General features: G+C 71.0%; 13 protein-coding genes. 6 read left to right on the forward strand and 7 right to left on the reverse strand.

Going from position 1 to position 15495, the window contains the following annotated elements; translation table 11 throughout:
• Position 1 precedes the first annotated feature (1 nt).
• Both ElP_RS07940 and ElP_RS07945 read right to left on the reverse strand, forming a co-directional pair.
• A complete protein-coding gene (locus tag ElP_RS07940) occupies positions 2–1519 on the reverse strand; it encodes a hypothetical protein (protein WP_145268133.1) in 1518 nt (505 codons plus the stop codon).
• A gap of 144 nt (positions 1520–1663) precedes the next feature.
• Entirely contained in the window at positions 1664–3334 is a 1671-nt protein-coding gene (locus ElP_RS07945; RefSeq protein ID WP_145268135.1) for an MFS transporter, read from the reverse strand.
• 272 nt (positions 3335–3606) lie between these two features.
• On the opposite strand from ElP_RS07945, the gene ElP_RS07950 reads away from it, so the two are divergent.
• Positions 3607–4053 carry a hypothetical protein gene (locus ElP_RS07950; RefSeq protein ID WP_231749561.1) on the forward strand — a complete coding sequence of 149 codons (447 nt, stop codon included), beginning with the start codon at positions 3607–3609 and terminating at the stop codon, positions 4051–4053.
• Positions 4054–4101: 48 nt separating this feature from the next.
• Here ElP_RS07950 and ElP_RS07955 read toward each other — a convergent pair whose 3' ends face one another.
• The gene (locus ElP_RS07955) at positions 4102–4839 is read right to left on the reverse strand and encodes a polysaccharide biosynthesis/export family protein (RefSeq protein WP_197446806.1); all 738 of its coding nucleotides are present in this window, start codon (positions 4837–4839) and stop codon (positions 4102–4104) included.
• 320 nt (positions 4840–5159) lie between these two features.
• Between ElP_RS07955 and ElP_RS07960 the strand changes: the two genes are divergently transcribed.
• Together ElP_RS07960 and ElP_RS07965 are read left to right on the forward strand one after the other, a co-directional pair.
• Positions 5160–6719 (forward strand): alkaline phosphatase family protein, encoded by a 1560-nt coding sequence (locus ElP_RS07960; protein WP_145268139.1) that lies wholly within the window; start codon positions 5160–5162, stop codon positions 6717–6719.
• A gap of 51 nt (positions 6720–6770) precedes the next feature.
• On the forward strand, positions 6771–7022 hold the full coding sequence (locus ElP_RS07965) for an acyl carrier protein (RefSeq protein WP_145268141.1): 252 nt from the start codon (positions 6771–6773) through the stop codon (positions 7020–7022).
• A 33-nt stretch (positions 7023–7055) separates the two neighbouring features.
• Here the strand turns inward: ElP_RS07965 and ElP_RS07970 are convergent, their stop codons facing one another.
• From ElP_RS07970 to ElP_RS07980, 3 genes are all read right to left on the reverse strand, one after another.
• Positions 7056–8678: a GH3 family domain-containing protein gene (locus tag ElP_RS07970; RefSeq protein WP_145268143.1), complete on the reverse strand. Its 1623-nt coding sequence runs from the start codon at positions 8676–8678 to the stop codon at positions 7056–7058.
• A gap of 70 nt (positions 8679–8748) precedes the next feature.
• A complete protein-coding gene (gene olsG / locus ElP_RS07975; protein WP_145268145.1) occupies positions 8749–9327 on the reverse strand; it encodes an ornithine lipid N-methyltransferase in 579 nt (192 codons plus the stop codon).
• Positions 9328–9386: 59 nt separating this feature from the next.
• Positions 9387–10241: an alpha/beta fold hydrolase gene (locus tag ElP_RS07980; RefSeq protein WP_145268148.1), complete on the reverse strand. Its 855-nt coding sequence runs from the start codon at positions 10239–10241 to the stop codon at positions 9387–9389.
• A gap of 292 nt (positions 10242–10533) precedes the next feature.
• Here ElP_RS07980 and ElP_RS07985 point away from each other — a divergent pair, with 292 nt between their 5' ends.
• A complete protein-coding gene (locus ElP_RS07985; RefSeq protein WP_145268150.1) occupies positions 10534–11529 on the forward strand; it encodes a TIGR01777 family oxidoreductase in 996 nt (331 codons plus the stop codon).
• A 6-nt stretch (positions 11530–11535) separates the two neighbouring features.
• Here ElP_RS07985 and ElP_RS07990 read toward each other — a convergent pair whose 3' ends face one another.
• Positions 11536–12807 carry a serine/threonine protein kinase gene (locus ElP_RS07990; RefSeq protein WP_145268152.1) on the reverse strand — a complete coding sequence of 424 codons (1272 nt, stop codon included), beginning with the start codon at positions 12805–12807 and terminating at the stop codon, positions 11536–11538.
• 353 nt (positions 12808–13160) lie between these two features.
• Between ElP_RS07990 and ElP_RS07995 the strand changes: the two genes are divergently transcribed.
• Together ElP_RS07995 and ElP_RS08000 are read left to right on the forward strand one after the other, a co-directional pair.
• A complete protein-coding gene (locus ElP_RS07995) occupies positions 13161–14063 on the forward strand; it encodes an HAD family hydrolase (RefSeq protein ID WP_145268154.1) in 903 nt (300 codons plus the stop codon).
• An 89-nt stretch (positions 14064–14152) separates the two neighbouring features.
• Positions 14153–15445, forward strand: a complete 1293-nt coding sequence (locus ElP_RS08000; protein ID WP_145268156.1) for a diphosphate--fructose-6-phosphate 1-phosphotransferase — start codon at positions 14153–14155, stop codon at positions 15443–15445.
• The last annotated feature ends 50 nt before the right edge of the window (positions 15446–15495 follow it).

Here is a 15495-nt window from a genome sequence, read left to right on the forward strand (position 1 = left end):
TTCAACCCTTCGGCTCCGACCGGGAGCGGAGCCGACCCACCCCCTCGATCCCCAGGAACAGGACGAAGGCGACGAGGTACGCGAACACGGCCATCGGCAGCCATCGGGCCTCACCCGGCGAGGGGCCCATCCGGGCGACGATAGGCAGCAGGCCGACGACCGAGCCGACCCCCCAGCCGATCAGGCCCCCCGGGCGGAACCCCGGGCGGGGGCCGGGCCAGCCGGATCGAGTCGTGAGGAGGTCGGCGCAGAGGATCCCGAGCATCGGGGCCATCACCCCGGCGGTCAGGTCGAGCACGAGCGGGACATTCGCCGAGAGCCCGTTGACCATCAGCGGGAAGGCCACCAGCGCCCCGACCACCCCCCACGCCCATCGCCGGGGACGGCCTCGGATCGCCTCCAGCCGATTGCCGTAGGAGTAGGCCGCGTAGACCGCCGAGGCGAGCGACCCCAGGCCCAGCACGATCAGCCCCACCGCGCCGGGGATGCCCCCGATCCGCCGCTCGTAGACCGTACCGAGGGTGTAGGCGGGGGACAGGGCGGGCTCGGGCAGCATCCGGCCCCGGACGGCCGGGGCGAAGTCGGGGGCGTCGAGGTCGATTGGGGCCGAAGGCCCCGAGGTGGGCTCCTCGGGACCCTCGGGGGCGATCTTCCGGCCGATCGACCCGGCCACGGTCAGCACGGCGATCGTGGCGACGATCGCCGAGGCGAGGCCGACGCCGACCACGCCCGACAGCACCACGTCGCGTCTCCCCCGGAGCGTCGCCCCCCAGTTGACCGCCTGGGCGCAGACCGTCGCCGAGAAGCCGAAGACGAGCTGGGTCATGGCCCAGAAGGCGGGCCACTCGGCCCAGGTCGCACCCAGCGCCGGGTCGGCCGCGGCCTCCCGATAGACGGGGAGCCCGGGGAAGGACCAGAGCATCGCCCCGGACAGCGCCGCCGCGATGAAGATCGGATAGACGACCATCAGCGCGGCGATCCATCGGATGAAGCGGGTCGCCACCAGCGCAGAGGCGATCCCCCAGAGCAGGACGCTGGCGGCGTAGACGGTGCTCCCGTGGATCTGCCCCCCCTCACCGGGGGGACGCACGTCCTCCGGGTCGATCAGGCCGGCGGCCAGCAGGCCCCGGAGGTTGAACTCGACGGCGTAGTGCACCGCCACCGCGAACCAGAGGATCTGCACCAGCCCCAGCACCAGTCCCGGCACGAGCGCCGACCCCCGCACCCCGAACGCGGAGGTCGCCGCGACCATCAGCGGCATCCTCGTCCGCATCCCCTGCGTCGCCGCCGGCAGGAAGAGCAGGACGCAGGAGAGCAGGCCGCCGAGGGCGGCGCCGCCGACCGCCGCCGGCAGTCCGCCGAAGGCCAGGGTGGTCGTCGCGAGCTGGTCGGAGTACGCCACCCAGAGGTAGGCCGAGATGAGGACGCCGGCCAGTTGCGCCGACCAGATCTGACGCCGTCCCGACGGCCGCTCCATCGCCTTGCGGAGCCGGGGGGGGAGGTCGCTTCGAAGGCTCATGGACCGTCTCGCCTGGGATCGGACGGCGACCCGGAGGGCCCACCAACGGGCGAGGGCAGGGCCCCGGCGCCATCCGCCGGGGATGGGCCGGGCCCTGCCCTCCGAGATCGCTCGGGCCATCCTACCATCGGCCCGGTTCGGGCGTCACATCTCGGCCGGGCCGGCGACGCCCCCGGTCATCATCTGCTCCTCCTCCTTGTCGGTCACCAGGATCTGGGGCTTGTAGCCGCCCTGGGACCGGTAGAAGAGGATCAGGATCACGTAGCTAACGAACATGATGCAGGGGAAGATCGCCACCGTCATCAGGGCGTTCTTCTTGGCGGCGTCCCGGATGCCGGTGACCGTCGCCAGCTGCTCGGGGGGGAGCTGGTCCACCCGGTCCTGGATCAGCGGCCGGTAGGTGCCGAAGACGCTCAGCCGCTCCTCCCCCACCACCTTCTCGTAGACGGCCGGGTCGGCCTCCGCGAGCTGCTCGACCGCCTCCCGGTCCTGGATGTTCCCCAGCAGCGGATTGCCCAGCACGCCGACCGAGAGCATCCCCACGCCGGCGATCGTGTTCAGGGTCATGGCGCCGCCCCGGGGGTACTGCTCGGCCACCACGCCGAGCATCGTCGGCCAGAAGAAGGTCTTGCCGAAGCCGTAGACGGTGGCCGCGCCGAGGATCACCACGCCGGTCGCCTTGGACAGGAAGACCAGACCGATCGCCGCCAGCACGGCGCTCACGGCCAGCAGCCCCAGCGGCGAGATCCGGTGGACGATCGGCCCCGCGAAGAACCGGAGGATGAGCATGATCAGCGACGTGTAGACCAGCACCCAGCCCGGGTGCAGGCTCCGGCTGGTCATCTCCGGCTCCATCAGCGAGGTGATCCAGCTGTCGGTGCCCAGCTCGGTGGTGGCCAGCGGGATCATGATCAGCAGCAGGAAGATGAACACCGGGCGGCCGAGCGACTGGACGTAGGCGCCGTAGGCCCCGGTCAGCACGGCGACGATCGCCAGCCGGGCGATCAGGACCCCCGAGTCGCCCATCCCCTGGAAGAGCAACCCCGACTCCTGGAAGACCCGGGTCACCTCCCAGACGATCATCACCGAGACGATCAGGGCCCCGAGGATGCCGACCTGCTGGAGCATCGCCTTGTACGACACCCCGGCCGCCACGCGCTCCGACACCGGGAACCGCTGCGGGAGCATCAACACGCCGTAGGCGATCACCGGGAGGAACACCAGCGCCACCTTCCACTGCCAGCCGATCGCCCCGCCGACGGCCCGGCCGATCACCCCCTCGTCGCTCATGGCGATCGTCAGGATGCCGCCCAGCACCAGGCCCCCCGGCCAGCCCGCGTGCAGGATGTTCAGCCACTTCGTCCTGGCGCCGGGGAATAACGTGGCCACCACCGGGTTGATCACCGCCTCCACCGTGCCGTTGCCCAACGCCATGATGAACGAGCCGATGTAGAGGACCCAGTAGCCCCGGATCCCCAGGGTCGTCTGGAGCGTCTCGGCGAAGAAGAGGATCACCGCGGCGGCCAGGTGGGTGGCGAAGGCGAACGCCATCGCCTTCCCGTAACCGATCTTGTCGATGATGAGGCTGAAGAGGACGATGCTGATGGCGAACGGCCAGAGGCCGACGCCGAAAATCTCCCCCTTCTCCGTCTCGGTGAGTCCGAAGTCGCGCTGCCACTCGTCCATGATCAGGGCGCGGATGATGAAGGCGAACGCCGTGGCGATCAGGGCGATGAAGCAGGACCAGAAGAGGAACAGGTCCCGGGAGCCGACCTTGGCGGCGGCCGGGACGTCATGGTCGTCGTGGAGGCTCATGCGATCGGCTCCCAGGAAATCGGGGCGAGCGGGCCGGGCGCGGTCCGAGCCGGGCGACGGGCCGGACGGCCCTCGCCGAGGTGAACGACCGCCGAGGGACGACCCGGCCCGGCAACGAGTTCGGGTGGACAGTGCGATATGGCAACGTCTTACCCGAGCGGGCCGGTACAATCAATGATCCGTCGTCGGTCGCCGATCGGGTTCGACCGGCTCGACCCGTCGCACGAGGCGGGACGGCCCGAAGGCCCCCGGCGAGAGAGGAGCGATGCCCGATGAGCCGGACCCTGACCGCGTCCCCGTCCGAGGAGGGCGGCCGTCGCCGTCCCCGGATCGGCCGGGTCGCCGCCTACGCCTGGGCGTCGCCCACCTCGATTGTGGGCCTGACCGCCGGGGCCTTGACGCTCTGCACCGGGGGCCGGGCGCAGCTCCGGTCCGGGGCGATCGAGTTCCACGGCGGCTTCTCCGACTGGTTCCTCCGACGCTGTGCCGGCGCCGCCGCGATGACCCTCGGCCACGTCATCATCGGCCGGGATTGCGGCTGCCTCGACGGCTGCCGGGACCACGAACAGGCGCACGTCCGCCAGGTCGAGCGCTGGGGCCCCGCCTTCATCCCCGCCTACCTCGTCGCCAGCGGGATCGCCTGGGCGAGGGGGGAGCACTACTACCTCGACAACTGGTTCGAGCGCGACGCCCGGCGGTCCTGCGGCGAGGGCTGGTGAGCGGGACGCACGCCGGCCGATCTCGGCGGCGGTGAAGCCGCGTCGGGATCAGCCCCCGAAGAGCGTGCCGATCAGGCCCCGTTCCTTGGTCCCCGGCACGACCACCCGATCGCCCGGGAAGATCTGGTAGTTCGTCGTGGTGTCCCCCCGGTCCCGGATCGCCTCCCAGTCGATCCGGAGGACCAGGTCGGGATGACCGAGCGGCCGGGGTCGGGAGAGGTAGGCTTTTTCCGGGAGGCTGTTGGCCTTGAGCCCGGCCTGGAGGATCGCCTGGAGCACCGTCTCGCCGCCGTTGATCGGCACGGCACCCTGGCTGGAGACGGCACCCATGACGTAGTAGACCTTGCTCCGGGTCGTGCTCGCCAGCCGGACGGCGACCTCGATCGGGTCGTCCGGCTCCTCGGCCGTCTGGAGTGCCCGGGCCGACAGCCTCCGGGACACCGCCTGCTCGGCCTGGGCCAGGGTCAGGCCGGAGACGTACACGTCCCCGGCAAGGCCGAGGTCGATCAGCCCGTCGGCCTGGACGGTCACGAGCCGCTGCGCCGAGTCGACCGACGAGGGGCTGACGATCACTTCCAACTCGTCGGGCGGCTCGATCACGTAGGGCGGGGTCGTGACCTTGTTCAGCTCCCGGGGCTGGGCCAGGTCGACCACGCCGTACTGGGGGATCCGGCGCTCTTCCTTGCGGCGCTGGAGGGCGCAGCCCGAGTCGAGGGCGAGCAATGCGAGCCCGATGGCCGCACCGAGCCGGGCGGTTCGCAGCGGATCTCCCCCGCGGACGGTCATCGATCGACGCCTCCCTGGTCGTGGTGCCCATCCTGCGGCGATCGATCCGAAGTGCCGGGCGCGTCCTGTCCGGCGGTCACATCCCGTGTTCCTGCGTTCCAGGATCGGACCGGCGGGGGGGGTCGCTTGACCCAAACTGGCGTTGACCCCCGGGGGGAGGCGGGATAGCCTCCGTCGTCCCCCGGGGATGCCCGAGGTCCGTGCCGACCGGCCGGACGAGGGGGGCATGCCCGGGGAAGGCGCCCAGGACGGGCGCCGGTCGGTCGATCTCGGGGGAGGAGCCGAAATCCCCCCCGGCCTGCCATCGCGAAGGAGAGCGTATGCCGGGCCCCGCCCCTCGGGTCGTCTTCCTCGGGCTCGACGGCGCCACCGAGGCGGTGCTCCGCCCCGCGTTCGAACGGGGCTGGATGCCGAACCTCGAGGCCCTCTGGGACCGATCGGCGACCGGCACCCTCTGGTCCTCCGAGCCGATGGTCACGCCCGTCGCCTGGACCTCGTTCCTGACCGGCTGCAACCCGCCGACGCACGGGATCCACGAGTTCCACGCCATCGACCCGGCCGCCCGCACCATCATTCCCAACCACGCCGGCCGGATCCGGGTCCCGACGCTCTGGGACGCGATCTCCGAGTCGGGGAGGGAGGTCGTCAGCCTCGGCCTGCCGATGACCTACCCGCCGCCGGACGTCCGGGGGATCGTGGTCGCCGGGTCCGACGCACCCGGCCTGCAATGGGCCTTCGCCCAGTGCCCCGAGTTCGGCGAGGAAATCTTCCGGGACCTGCCGGGCTACTCGCACAAGGTACTCTGGAAGCGTCGGCCCCGGACGCTGGACGAGCTTCGGAGCGTCTCCCTCCGCAACCGCGAGGTCTTCCGCGCCCAGGCCGGGGCCGCCGAGCGGGCCGATGCCCGGTGCGACTGGTCGGCCATGATGGTCCACTTCCACAACCTCGACGGCATCCAGCACCGACTCTGGCCGTATCTGGACCTGGACGAGACGGCGGCCCATCAGCCCGAGTGGACGGCCGAGGTGGTCGCCTGCCTCCGGGAGCTGGACGAGGCCGTCGGTCGGCTCCTGGAACTGGCCTCGAGGCGGGACGCGGCGGTGATCGCGCTCTCCGATCACGGCTTCGGCCCCTGCCGGGCGTTGGTCGACGTGAACGGCCTGCTCTGCCGGGCGGGGCTCCAGCGCCGGTTGCCCTACGGCACCCGCCTCTCCTATCGCCTGAGCCGCATCCGGGACCGCTTCGATCGGTGGAAGCGCCGGCGATCGCCCGAGGGGACGTCGCGGCGGGGCCCGCGGTCGATCGAGGGGGAAGTCGGCTGCGACTGGTCGAGGACGGCGGCGTTCGCCCCGTTCGGCCAGCTCTGCGGGTCGATCTTCCTGAACGAGGACCTGGTGTCCGGCTCCTCGGCGGCGGGCCGGACCATCGGCGAGATCATCGACGCGCTCCGGGCCGCTGAGGACCCCGACACCGGGCTCCCCCTGTTCGCCGACGCCTTCGACGTGGCCGAACGCTACAACCTCGACCCGGCCGCCGAGGGCCTCCCCGACGTGCTCGCCCCCTCGACCGACGGCTACCAGGCGATGGCCAAGTGGGCGCCCTTCAGCCGATCGCTCCTCCGGCCCGACCCGAATTTGCCGGCCACCCACCGGTATGACGGCGTGATCGCCATCGACGCCCCCGGCGTCTCCCCCGACACCCGACTCGACGCCGAGCTGCCCGACGTGGCGCCGACGGCCCTCGCGCTGCTCGGCCAGGCGGTGCCCGAGTTCATGGAAGGCCGGATCCTGGACGAGGCGTTCGACCGGGACGAGGCCTCGATCGGGACGGCCGCCACGGGAGGGCCCGGCATCCGACCCGCTCGACGGCCGATCGGCTGACCGGCACCGGGTCGAGCCGACTCAAACCACCTCACCCCGAGGACCGAACCGATGGACCCCATCCGGGCCGCGATCCGAGACTACCTGCTCCAGGAATTCCTCCCCGGCGAGGACCCCGAGGAGCTTTCCGACGAGACGCCGCTGATCACCGGCGGCGTGCTCGACTCGATCAGCACGCTGAAGCTGGTCGTCTACCTGGAGGAGCGGTTCGGCATCAGCCTCGAAGCCCATGAGGCCGGCGTCGAGCACCTCGACTCGGTCGACCGGATCGCCTCGCTGGTGTCGAAGAAGCAGGCCGCCTGAGCGATCGACGATCCGGCCCGACCGCCCCCCCGGCTACCCCGGAGGGGCGGGCACCGGTCCGGCCGCCAGTTCGGCCGAAACGGCCCCGGAGCCCCGGAAGAACTCGACCAGCTCCGAGGTCAGCAGGCCGCCGCCGTCCATCCGGGGGACCTTGTGCTGGCCGCCGAGCTTGCCCTTCGAGCGCATCCAGTCGGCGAACCCGCCGGGGCGGACCGCGACGACGGAGGGCATCGGCAGGCCGACCCCCTCCGTCCGATGGGCGGCGTAGTCGGCATTCCTCCGGGACAGGTCGGCGTCCAGGGCGATCCGGAACGCTTCGAGGTCGGCCGGGGGTCGGGAGAACTCGACGAGGAGCCGGTGGTGGCCGAGCGCCCCCTCGAAGACCGGGCCGGCGTGCCACTCCAGGACGACCGAGCCCGTCTCCTCGGCGGCCGAGGCCATCGCCCCCTCGATCTCCTCGCTGATGAGGTGCTCGCCGAAGGCGGAGAGCGTGTATTTCGTCCGGCCGGTGAAGCTCAGCAGCGGGGGACGCAGCGACTCGAACCGGACCGTATCGCCCACGACGTGCGCCCACATGCCGGCGCAGGTCGAGAGGACGATTGCATAGTTGATGCCTGCCTGCACGTCCCCCAGCCAGTGCCGGGTCGGCTCGGGGTTGTCCAGCTCGTCGACCGGCACGAACTCGAGAAAAAGCCCGTTGCCCAGCAGCGGTCGGAGCAGGCCCGTTCGACGGTCGCCGAAGGCGACAAACCCCTCGGAGCAGGGGTAGGTCTCCTGCAGGGCGATGTGATCGCCGCCGAGGATGCGGTCGAAGGACGCCCGGTACGGGTCGAACTTGAGGCCGCCGTGGACGACCACCTCCAGGGTCGGCCAGGCCTCGGCCACCGTCGCCTTGCCGGTCCTCCCCAAGAGGCGTTCGAAGAACATGAGCAGCCAGCTCGGCACGCCGCTGATGAGGGTGATCGGCTCCGATCGGCTGTCGTCGACGAGCCGGGTGAGCTTGCGGTCCCAGTCGGTCTCGTGCGCGAGCTCGACGGGGGGGAAGGTGTAGGGCCGGATCGCCTCGTGCACTTCGAGCGAGGCGATCGCGCTGAGGTCTCCCTGGCGGACGCCGGGCGCGGGGGTTTCCAGGTCGGTCGTGCCGCCGAGGAAGAAGATCTTCCCCCGGAAGAGGCGGGAATCGGGCCGATGGGCCATGAACGCCCGGACCATCGCCCAGGCGGCGTTCCGGTTCGAGGCGAGCATCTCCCGGGAGACCGGGATGTACTTGGTCGCCCCCTGGGTCGTGCCGCTGGTCAGGGCGAAGTAGGGGATCATGCCCGGCCAGGTCACGTCCCGGAGCGTGGGAAACGAGGCGGCGAGGTAGTCGTCCCAGAGCTGCTCGTAGGTCCGCAGCGGGACGGCCCGGCGGAAGGCCGAGACCAGCCCCTCGTCCGACCGAACCCGGAGGATCGACTCGAAGCCGTGATCCCGGCCGAACCGGGTGGCCCGCGCCTTCGACAGCAGCCTCCGGAGCTGATTCGCCTGGCTCGAGGCCGGGTCGGGGGCCGGCGAGGACTCCGCCACCCGGGCGGCGGCCCGGATCGCCAGGTTCACGCCCGCCTTGACCGGGGAGAGCCCGGCGATCCGGGAGACGGAGGAGGGGGATCGGCTCATCGGGAGGGGCGGGGGGTGGATGGGGAGGAGGCTCGGACCCGCCCGGTCGATCCCGGGATCGGCCGGGCCCTCAGTCGATCGGCCTGACCCCTCGGCAGTAGTAGGCGCCGGCCGGGGGGATGTTGCGGGGCTCGAAGGCGAACCGGACCTCGTAGAAGAAGGACCGGTAGAAGCGGAGGTAGACCCAGGGCAGCTCGGTGATCTGGTTGTAGGTCCCGGCGGGGTCGAGGATCTGGGAGACGTTGCGGATCAGGTCGCGTTGCAGGTCTTTCGGGAAGGAGGGGACGGGGAGGCCGGAGATCACGTTGTCGACGCGGTCGATGCCCCGGTCTTTGAGCATGGCGGCGAGGTCCCGGACGTCCCCCTCGATGATCTCCAGGTTGGGCCGGGGTTCGAACCGCTCCCGGAGGACCCGGACGAAGTCGGGGTCGCGTTCCAGGACGATCAGTCGGGTCTCGGGGCGGGCCCGGTCGACGAGTTCCCGGGTGATCGGGCCGGTCCCGGCGCCCAGCTCGATCAGGACCCGGGCCCGGTCCCAGTCGACGTTGCGGACGGTGGCCCGGGAGAGCCAGGGGCTGCTGGGGGCGAGGCTGGCGATGGCAGTCCCGTGGCGGAGGAACTTGCCGAGGAACAGGAGCGATAGGTTCATGGGATCCGGGCGGTGATCGTCGAAGATGCGGGGCGGATGAGGCAGAGCCGGATGGGCGATCAGTGGGCGGCCGCACGGCGGGCCTTCCGGGACCGGACCGGGGAGAGCATCGGCGGGATGGTGACGAGCTTGTCCTTGAGGAAACGGACGACGAGCTTGTTGACCAGCCCGGCCCGCTCGATCTGGGGGGCGTGGCCGCATCGGGGGATGGCGACCTGCCGGGCCCGGGGCATGCGCTCGGCGGCCCGGATCGAGCCGGGGATGTCGGCGATGACCCGGTCGTCGAGGCCCCAGATCAGCAGGGTCTGGTGCGGGACGCGCTCCAACAGGTCGCCGACCGAGTGGCCGACGGTGCCCCGGAGGGTCCGGAGGACCCCCTTCTTCCAGCGCCGGTCCCGGAACTTGCGCTCGATGGCCTCGACCAGCTCCTCGCCGGCGAACTGGGCCTTGTGGAAGACGGAACGGACGAGCGAGTCGTAGTCGCTGCGGCGGACGCCCTCCATGACCGGCAGGTTCTCGTCGCCGTGCAGGCCGGAGGGACAAATCAGCACCAACTTGTTCACCTTCTCCGGGTGCCGGGCGGCGTAGGTCAGCAGGATCTGGCCGCCGAGGCTGGAGCCGACGAGGTTGTAGGGCGGCTTCTGGACGAACTCGTCGAGGTAGCGGGCCAGTCGATCGGTGAGGTAGCCGATCGTGACCTCGCCGCCGCCGTCGATGTGCCGGTGCAGGTCGTCGCCGTCGTAGACGAGCAGCTCGGGCACCTTGACGTCGAAGTGGCGGGACCAGGAGGTCCGATTGGCGAACCAGCTCTCCGACTGCTCGGCCAGCCCGTTGACCAGGACCAGGGGGCCGGAGCGTCGGTAGCTGCGGAGGGCCAGCGGGAGGTTGAAGAAGTTCCGCCCGTTCGTCTTCATCGGATCGGTCGACTCTCGGATGCCTGACGAGGGCCCGGGCGGGGTCGGCCTGGGGAACCGTCGGGCGGGGTCGGATCACGAGGACGCGGCCGACCCTCGCGTCGGCCATCGAGACGCCAAGCATACCATACCGCGTCGCCCGGGAGGCAAGCGTTCCACCCGCCGGTCGAGAACCTTCTCCGAAGCTTCAAGGGCGAAGTGGAGCCCGGTTGACGGCCGGCGTGCCGGAGATATCACTAGACCGGGTGGCGGGCCGGGCCGGGACACACGGGAGCAGGGGGGGACTCGTCCGATGCGCGTCTTCATCGCCGGGGGGACCGGGCTGATCGGCACCCGACTGGTCGGGGAACTTCGATCTCGGGGGGATCGGCCCGTGGTGCTGACCCGCCGGGCATCGGGCGTGGGGGATCGCGAGGAGTTCCGCGGGGTGGAACTCGTGCAGGGGGACCCCACGCGGCCCGGGGACTGGCAAGGCGCGGTCGACGGCTGCGACGCGGTCGTCAACCTGGCCGGGTCCAATATCTTCTCGAAGCGATGGTCCGCCGAGGTGAGGCGGACGATCCGGGAGAGCCGGGTCCGGTCGACCGAGCATCTGGTCGACGCGACGCGTCGGGCGTCGCGGCGGCCGTCGGCGTTCGTCCTCGGCTCGGCCATCGGCTATTACGGACCAACCGGGGACGAGGAGCTGACCGAGTCGAGCCCCCCGGGTACCGACTTCATGGCCGAGGTCTGCAAGGAATGGGAGGCCGCCGCCGGGCCGGCCTCGGGCGATGGGACGCGGCTGGCGATCGTCCGCACCGGGGTCGTGCTGGCCCGGGGGGAGGGGGCGCTGGGCGTGATGACGCCGATCTTCAAGTGGGTCCCGGGCGGCGCGGCCCCGATCGGCAGCGGATCGGTCCCCTTCGCCCCCGCGACCGGCCGGCAGTGGTTCAGCTGGATCCACCTGGCCGACATCGTCGGCATCTTCCTGATGGCGCTCGACCGGGCCGATGCCCTCGGGCCGATCAACGGCACCGCGCCCCGGCCCGTCCGCAACGTCGAGTTCGGCCGAGCGCTCGCCCGGGTGCTCCATCGGCCCTTCCTGCCGGTCGGGCCGCCGGACGTGGCGCTTCGGGTCGTGCTGGGAGGCGTCGCCGAGGCGGTCACCCGAGGGCAGCGGGTGCTGCCGGGACGGGCGACCGGGCTGGGATACCAATTCCGGTTCCCCGAGGTGAACGAGGCATTGGAAGACTTGCTCGGGTCGCACCGCTCGGCTCGTGAGACGCCCCGGCCGACCTCGACGGCCTGAAGCGGGTCAAATCAGGAACCCGACGACCACCCCGGCGGCGAAGGCCAGCAGGAGCAGCCCGATCAGCAGCAGCAACGCCCCGACGGCCGACCCCTCGGCGAGCCGGGCGATCGGCTGGAACCAGGCGGGGTAGCTCGGCGTGACGTGGACGTACTTGATCTGCGGCGGCTGCGGCCGGGGGGGGGTGGGGGCCGGCTCGGCCGGGGCCGGCACCCTGGCAGGGGAGGGGGGGAGCTTCTGGAAGACGGAGTGCAACGCCTCCGCGGCCTCGGCCGCGCTGCCGTAGCGGTCCCCCGGGCTGTTGGCGAGCAGGCGGTCCATCACCTCGACCAGTCGGCGCGGGGTCTCCGGCTTGACGCTCGGGATCGGCACGTGGGCGCCCGTGATCCGGGCCCCGAGCCGCTCGACCGGCGAGTTCCCCGGGAACGGCAAGCGGCCGGTCAGCAGGTGGTACATCGTGCAGCCGAGGCTGAACAGGTCGCTCCGGGGGTCGACGTCCCGGCCGCAGGCCTGCTCGGGGGACATGTAGTCGATGGTCCCCACGGCCACGCCGTCGGCGGTCTTGAACTGGGCGTCCTCGTCGGCCTCGTGCAGGGTGGCGAGGCCGAGGTCGAGGACCTTGATCACCCCCTGGGTGCCGAGCAGCAGGTTCGAAGGCTTGACGTCGCGGTGGATGATCCCCCGCTCGTGGGCGTGCTGCAAGCCGAGTGCGGCCTGCGAGGCATACTCGGCCAGCGTCTCGGGGGGGATCACCCCCTTACTCCGGAGGCGCTGTCCGAGGCTGTCGCCGTCGACGTACTCCATGGCGATGTAGAGGATGCCCCGGTCCTTGTCGGCGTCGAAGGCCTGGATGATGTTCGGGTGGTTGAGCTTGCCGACCAGGCGCATCTCGCGCTGGAACCGGGCGACGACCCGCTGGTTGTTGCTGATCTCCGGCGCGATGATCTTCAGGGCCGAGATCCGGTTCATCATCCGGTGCTGGGCCTTGTAGACCCGCCCCATCGAGCCGGCCCCCAGCTTCTCCAGGATGATGTACCGGCCGATGATCAGGCCGCCGGGCCGGTTGCTCAGCAGGCGACGGGCCTGGTACTCGGTCAGGACCCGGTCCTTGACCAGCTTCCGGGCCATCTCGGTCGAGTCGATCGGGTAGTCGCCCGCGAGGACCTTGGAGCGGATGTCGGCCAGGCGGGACTCGGAGAGGATGCCGGCTCGCTTGAGCACGCGCAGGAACTCGGCGGGCACGTCGCTATCGGATTTCGATCGCTCGCTGGTCGCCATGCTGCGGTGTCCCCGGGCTCGACCTCGATCGGCTGTCCGCGTCCGCTCCCCAAGCCATGAGTAGACCATAACATAGGACGCATCCCGGGACAATCGATCCGGACCGAATGGGGTGAGGACGTCCCCCCCTTGTTCCGGAGAGTCCCGATCGAGTAAAACCGCTGGCATGAGCCTCGACCCCTCGCCCCGACGTCGTCGAGAGGCGGCCGTCCTGCCGGACCGGGCCCCTTCCCGGGTCGATCGGCCGATCGATCGGGGGTCGTGCCCTCGTTCGGGACGTCGCGAGCCCCGACCGGTCGAGGCGAGTCGAGCCGTCCGCCGATCCGGTCAGTGCTGAGCAAGAGAGAGAGCCCATGTCGGTCGCCCCCGACCCCCAGGCCGCCCTCCGAGGGTTCGCCAAGACCTCGGACTTCTTCGTCGGCATCGACAGTGACGGCTGCGTCTTCGACACCATGGAGGTGAAGCACAAGGAATGCTTCATCCCCAACATCATCCGGTATTTCGGCCTCGCCGCCGTTTCGAAGTACGCCCGGGAGGCCGCCGAGTTCGTCAACCTCTACTCCAAGCATCGGGGCATCAACCGCTTCCCGGCGCTGACCGAGACGCTCGACCTGCTGGAGCGGCGGCCGGAGGTCTCGAGGAGGGGCGTGACGCTCCCCAGGCTCCAGGGGTTGCGAGGCTGGATCGGCCGGGAGTCGAAGCTCGGCAATCCCGTGCTCAGGGCCGAGGTCGAGCGGACCGGAGACGCCGACCTGGCCCTCTGCCTGGAGTGGAGCGAGGCGGTCAACCGGACCGTCGAGCAGATCGTCCGGGACGTGCCCCCGTTCCCGATGGTCCGGGAGTCGCTCGACGCGCTGAAGGGCAGGGCGGATGTGATGGTCGTCTCGGCCACGCCGACCGAGGCCCTGACCCGGGAATGGGTCGAGCACGGCATCGACGGCCACGTCGGCCTGATCGCCGGGCAGGAACTGGGTTCGAAGAAGGAGCACCTGGGGATCGCCGCGGTCGACCGTTACGAGCGGCACCGGATCCTGATGGTGGGAGACGCCCCCGGCGATCGCAAGGCGGCCGAGGCCAACGGCGTGCTCTTCTACCCGATCAACCCGGGGGACGAGGACCGATCCTGGCAGCGGTTCCACGACGAGGCCCTCCCCCGGTTCTTCGAAGGTTCGTACGAGGGCGAGTACATGGCCTCCCGGATCGCCGAGTTCGAGGCCCTCCTGCCCGAGCACCCGCCCTGGACCTCGGCCCCCTGAGCCGGGCCGGCCCGCGATCGCCCCCCGATCACCCGAGCGATTCCCGATCCCGGCGGGGGCTCATGCCTCCCCGCCCCCCGAGGTGACCCATGCCCGCGCCCAACGTCGTCGTGGCCCAGTCCGGCGGCCCGACCTGCGTGATCAACAACAGCCTCCGGGGGATCGTCGAGACCTGCTTCCGGCTCCCCGGGCAGTTCGGCACGGTCTTCGCCGGCCGATTCGGCATCGAGGGGATCCTCAAGGAGGAGCTGCTCGACCTCTCCGCCACCCCCGCCGAGGAGATCGCCCTGCTGCGGACCTCCCCCGCCGCCGGGGGGATCGGCACCTGCCGGTACAAGCTCAAGCCGGGGCAGGACGAGGACTTCGCCCGGGTCGTCGAGGTGCTCAAGGCCCACGACGTCGGCTACTTCTTCTACATCGGCGGCAACGACTCGCAGGACACCGCCCACAAGGTCGCCCAACTCGCCCACGACCGGGGCCTGGACCTGGTGGCGACCGGGGTGCCCAAGACGATCGACAACGACCTCGGCGACCCCGAGTTCACCCTGCTGGACCACTCGCCGGGCTACGGCTCGGTGGCGCGCTACATGGCCCAGTACATCCGGCAGGTGAACGAGGAGAATGCCGGCAGCTCCCCCGCCGACCCGGTCATGGTGATCCAGGCGATGGGCCGCAAGATCGGCTTCATCCCCGCCGCCGCCCGCCTGGCCGACCCGAACCGGGAGATGCCGCTCCAGATCTATCTGGCCGAGGCCAAGGTGAGCCTCGAGCAGCTCGGTAAGAACGTCGTCGAGGCCCTCCGGGAGTTCGGCCGCTGCATCGTGGTCGTCTCGGAGGGGTTCGACGTGGGAGATCTCGGCGCCTCGAAGGACACCTTCGGCCACGTCCAGTTCAGCGCCAGCCAGACGACCGTGGCCCAGGTGGTGACCAACTACATCAATTCGCTGGATCTGCCCGTCCCCGGCAAGGCCCGGTTCCAGATCCCGGGGACCGACCAGCGGAACGCGATCGCCTACGCCAGCGTGGTCGACCTGGACGAGGCGTATCGGGTCGGCTGCCACGCGGTCGCCGTCGCCCGGGACGACGGCAACGGCTACATGGCGACGATCCTCCGGGACCGCACACGGGGGGGCTACAGCGTGACCTACGACAAGGTGCCGCTGGAGCAGGTCGCCGCCAAGGACCGCTCGTTCCCCGAGCGCTGGCTATCGAGCGACCGGATCGACGTGACCGACGAGTTCGTCGAGTACGCCCGGCCGCTCATCGGCAGCGACTGGGTGAGCGTCCCCCAGGTGGACGGCCTCGCCCGGTTCGCCCGGATCTCGCAGACGCTGGCCCCCAGGAGACTGCCGGCGTACGTCCCGCAGACCTATCGGCGCTGATCCCGGATCGGTCAGCCGCCGTCTCCTCCTCCGGGGGGGCCGACCGTCGA

It is taken from the genome of Tautonia plasticadhaerens (genome assembly GCF_007752535.1).
Taxonomy (GTDB): domain Bacteria; phylum Planctomycetota; class Planctomycetia; order Isosphaerales; family Isosphaeraceae; genus Tautonia; species Tautonia plasticadhaerens.

Coding starts and splice junctions, on each gene's coding strand:
- olsG (WP_145268145.1), bottom strand. CDS start 9,327: ATGAACCTATCGCTCCTGTTCCTCGGCAAGTTCCTCCGCCACGGGACT.
- ElP_RS07970 (WP_145268143.1), bottom strand. CDS start 8,678: ATGAGCCGATCCCCCTCCTCCGTCTCCCGGATCGCCGGGCTCTCCCCG.
- ElP_RS07965 (WP_145268141.1), top strand. CDS start 6,771: ATGGACCCCATCCGGGCCGCGATCCGAGACTACCTGCTCCAGGAATTC.
- ElP_RS08000 (WP_145268156.1), top strand. CDS start 14,153: ATGCCCGCGCCCAACGTCGTCGTGGCCCAGTCCGGCGGCCCGACCTGC.
- ElP_RS07990 (WP_145268152.1), bottom strand. CDS start 12,807: ATGGCGACCAGCGAGCGATCGAAATCCGATAGCGACGTGCCCGCCGAG.
- ElP_RS07995 (WP_145268154.1), top strand. CDS start 13,161: ATGTCGGTCGCCCCCGACCCCCAGGCCGCCCTCCGAGGGTTCGCCAAG.
- ElP_RS07955 (WP_197446806.1), bottom strand. CDS start 4,839: ATGACCGTCCGCGGGGGAGATCCGCTGCGAACCGCCCGGCTCGGTGCG.
- ElP_RS07950 (WP_231749561.1), top strand. CDS start 3,607: ATGAGCCGGACCCTGACCGCGTCCCCGTCCGAGGAGGGCGGCCGTCGC.
- ElP_RS07940 (WP_145268133.1), bottom strand. CDS start 1,519: ATGAGCCTTCGAAGCGACCTCCCCCCCCGGCTCCGCAAGGCGATGGAG.
- ElP_RS07960 (WP_145268139.1), top strand. CDS start 5,160: ATGCCGGGCCCCGCCCCTCGGGTCGTCTTCCTCGGGCTCGACGGCGCC.
- ElP_RS07980 (WP_145268148.1), bottom strand. CDS start 10,241: ATGAAGACGAACGGGCGGAACTTCTTCAACCTCCCGCTGGCCCTCCGC.
- ElP_RS07945 (WP_145268135.1), bottom strand. CDS start 3,334: ATGAGCCTCCACGACGACCATGACGTCCCGGCCGCCGCCAAGGTCGGC.
- ElP_RS07985 (WP_145268150.1), top strand. CDS start 10,534: ATGCGCGTCTTCATCGCCGGGGGGACCGGGCTGATCGGCACCCGACTG.